Origin of the sequence: Cryobacterium sp. (assembly GCF_025463825.1) — a bacterium.
Lineage (GTDB): Bacteria > Actinomycetota > Actinomycetes > Actinomycetales > Microbacteriaceae > Cryobacterium.
This window is the reverse complement of record NZ_JAODBG010000090.1, coordinates 1-3297: the sequence shown is the minus strand read 5'-3', so window position 1 is coordinate 3297 and position 3297 is coordinate 1. Positions and strand designations below refer to the sequence as shown.

Annotated in this window: 4 protein-coding genes; 1 reads left to right on the top strand and 3 read right to left on the bottom strand. The window is 68.4% G+C overall.

Translation table 11 applies throughout. The features are described from left to right. On the bottom strand, positions 1-617 hold a 617-nt coding region (locus JWP54_RS11000; protein WP_297371766.1), incomplete at its 3' end, for an SDR family NAD(P)-dependent oxidoreductase. Beyond that, positions 617-2002 carry an MFS transporter gene (locus JWP54_RS10995; RefSeq protein WP_297371763.1) on the bottom strand — a complete coding sequence of 462 codons (1386 nt, stop codon included), beginning with the start codon at positions 2000-2002 and terminating at the stop codon, positions 617-619. The genes JWP54_RS11000 and JWP54_RS10995, both read right to left, overlap by 1 nt. A gap of 160 nt (positions 2003-2162) precedes the next feature. Between JWP54_RS10995 and JWP54_RS10990 the strand changes: the two genes are divergently transcribed. After that, positions 2163-3092 (top strand): LysR family transcriptional regulator, encoded by a 930-nt coding sequence (locus JWP54_RS10990; RefSeq protein WP_297371760.1) that lies wholly within the window; start codon positions 2163-2165, stop codon positions 3090-3092. 78 nt (positions 3093-3170) lie between these two features. Here the strand turns inward: JWP54_RS10990 and JWP54_RS17745 are convergent. Next, on the bottom strand, positions 3171-3297 hold a 127-nt coding region (locus JWP54_RS17745; RefSeq protein ID WP_367274171.1), incomplete at its 5' end, for an integrase core domain-containing protein.

Below are 3297 nucleotides of genomic sequence, written 5' to 3'. Positions count from 1 at the left end.
AGGATCACCTCGTGCATCACCTCGTCGGCGGGGATGCCGTGCGCCTCGGCCTGCGCCGCGATCTGGCTCTCCAGCAGGGGTGTGCGCACGTAGCCGGGGTTCACGCAGTTGCTGGTGACCCCGTGGTCGCCGCCCTCGAGCGCGGTGACCTTGGACAGCCCCTCGAGCCCGTGCTTCGCGGTGACGTAGGCGGATTTGAACGGGGATGCGCGCAGCCCGTGCACCGAGGAAATGTTGATGATGCGGCCGTGGCCACTGGCGTACATGTGCGGCAGCGCCGCGCGGATCAGCAGGAACGGCACCTCGAGCATCAGGGTGAGCATCCGGCGGAACTCGGCCGGCTCGAAGGTCTCTATCGGGCTGATGCTCTGATAGCCGGCGTTGTTGACCAGGATGTCGGCCTCGAGGGCCAGCTGCTCCAGGGCGGCGGTGTCGAGGAGGTCGACGGCCCAGGCCTCGCCGCGGACCTCGCCGGCCACCCGCTCGGCTGCTTCGGCGTCGCGGTCGGCGATGATGACGTGCGCCCCCTGGGCGGCCAGGGCGGCCGCGCAGGCCGCGCCGATGCCGCCGGCGCCGCCGGTGATGAGGGCCGTCTGGCCGGTCAGATCGTTCAGCATCAATCGACCGTGACGGGGGTGAGGCCGTGCTTGCGGGCATCCACCGCGTCGACCTCGCGGAGCGAGATGCCGCGGGTCTCCTTGAGGGTCACCACGGCGACCAGGGTCACGACGCAGGCGGCGGCCACGTACAGGGCCACCGGAATCCAGGAGTCGAATTCCTTCAGCAGGGCCGTGGCGATGATCGGGGCCAGTGAGCCGGCCAGGATCGAGGTCACCTGGTAGCCGAGCGAGACGCCGGAGTAGCGCATCCGGGTGGGGAACATCTCGGCCATGATGGCGGGCTGGCCGGCGTACATCAGGGCGTGGAAGCAGAGCCCGATGGTGATGGCCAGGACGATCAGCGCCGGGTTCTGGGTGTCGAACAGGGGGAAGGCAAAGAACGCCCAGGTGGAACCGAGGATGGCGCCGGCCAGGTAGACGGGCTTCCGGCCGAGACGGTCGGACAGCCGGCCGACCTGCGGGATCACCAGGAAGTGCACGACGTGGGCGATCAGCAGGGCCAGCAACAGGCTGCTGGTGTTGTACTCCCACACCGTGACCAGGTAGACGATCGAGAAGCTCACGATGATGTAGTAGAGGATGTTCTCCGCGAAGCGCAGGCCCATGGCACCGAGGATGCCCTTCGGGTACTTGCGCACCACCTCCATGACGCCGTAGCTGATGGCCTTCTCGGCCTCGACCTGGGCGCGGGCCTCGAGGAAGATCGGCGCGTCGCTGACGTGGGTGCGGATGTAGTAACCGACCACGACGATGATGGCGGACAGCCAGAACGCCACGCGCCAGCCCCAGCTGAGGAACTGGTCGGCGGGCAGGGTCCACGACATGGTCAGCAGCACCAGGGTGGCGAGCAGGTTACCGACCGGCACGGCCGACTGCGGCCAGCTGGACCAGAAGCCGCGGGACTGGTTGGGGCTGTGCTCGGCCACGAGCAGCACCGCGCCGCCCCACTCGCCGCCGACCGCGAAGCCCTGGATGAAGCGCAGCGCCACCAGCAGGGCCGGCGCCCAGTAGCCGATGGTGTCGAAACCGGGCAGGCAGCCCATCAGGAAGGTGGCGACGCCGACCAGGACGATGGTGACCTGCAGGGTGTGCTTGCGACCGAGCTTGTCGCCGATCTGGCCGAAGACGATGCCGCCGAGCGGGCGGGCGATGAAGCCCACCGCGTAGGTGAGGAACGCGGCGATGATGCCGTCGAGCTGGCTGCCGGCGTTGGGGAAGAAGACCGTGGCGAAGACCAGGCTCGCGGCCGTGGCGTAGAGGAAGAACTCGTACCATTCGACGACGGTGCCGACCATGGAAGCGGCGACGATCTTCTTCAGACCGGCGGTCTCGCTGGTGGGGGGAGTGCCGCTTCCGGCTTGGACACGCGAGGTAGCGCTCATGGTGATCTCCTTGAGTATCGACATTGACACTGGATGGGGGAAGGCCTGCCGGGTCGACCCGCGGAATCGGCGGGACGGTGAATGGCTCCCCTGAGTATTGCCGCACAACCACCCTGCAGCAATAACCACTTCCACACTCCCGTTGTGCATAATTGCAGATATGCCCGATCAGCCCCCTCTCACCAACCCCGACGACCTGCTGGTGCTGCTGGCCGTGGCGCGGACGGGCCGGTTCACCACCGCCGCGGAATCCCTGGGCCTGAACCACACCACCATTTCCCGGCGCATCACTGCCCTGGAGACGGCGCTGGCCGGGCGGGTGCTCTCCCGGACCGCCGGCGGGTGGGAACTGACGGACCTCGGCACCCGGGCGGTGCGAGCCGCGGAGAATGTGGAAGCGGCACTGGACCTGCTCAGCGGTCCGACCGAGGCGGACCGGCCCCTGTCCGGCGTGGTGCGGCTGTCGGCAACGGATGGCTTCAGCGCCTTCATCGCCGCGCCGGCGGTCGCGGCACTGCAGCGGCGGCACCCGCTGCTGCGGGTGGAGATCGTCACGGTCACCCGGCAGGCCTTGCAGCACCGGTCGGGCCTGGACGTGGATGTGGTCGTCGGCCGGCCGCAGGCACACCGGGCCGAGTCCTTCGAACTGGGCCGGTACACGCTGGGAATGTACGCCTCGCGGGAGTACCTGGAGCGCAACGGGACGCCAGCCAGCGTGGCGGAGCTGGTCACGCATCCGCTGGTCTACTTCGTGGACTCGATGTTGCAGGTCGACGACCTGGACGCGCCGCGCCGGCGGGTGCCCACCATGCGCGGCTCGCTGAGCTCCACGAACGTGTTCGTGCAGATCGAGGCCACCCGGGTGGGCGGCGGCATCGGCCTGCTGCCCTGCTTCATGGCGGACCGGCATGACGACCTCGTGCGGCTGCTGCCCGAGTTCGCCGAGGAGCTGCCCTATTGGATGGTGCTGCGCCCTGAGGCCCAGCGGCAGCCGGTGATCGCGGCGGTGGTGGAGGCGTTGCGCGCGCAGATGGTCACGGTGGCCGAGGCGCTCCGCGGCAACTCCCGCGAGCGGAGCGACGGGGGCTGATAAGGAGAAAGTCCAGAAACAAGGACCCGGTGCCCTGGGGTGACCCGCTCGTGCTGGACACTGTTCCTGATCATTTTGTTAGGCCGCTGCCGGGGTGGTTGTGGTGGTGTGTAGCGTGCTGGTGAACTCGGTGAGGGCTTGGGTTGGTGTTTTGTAGCCGAGGCTCTGATGCCGGCGCCGGGTGTTGTAGTGGCCGATGTATTTC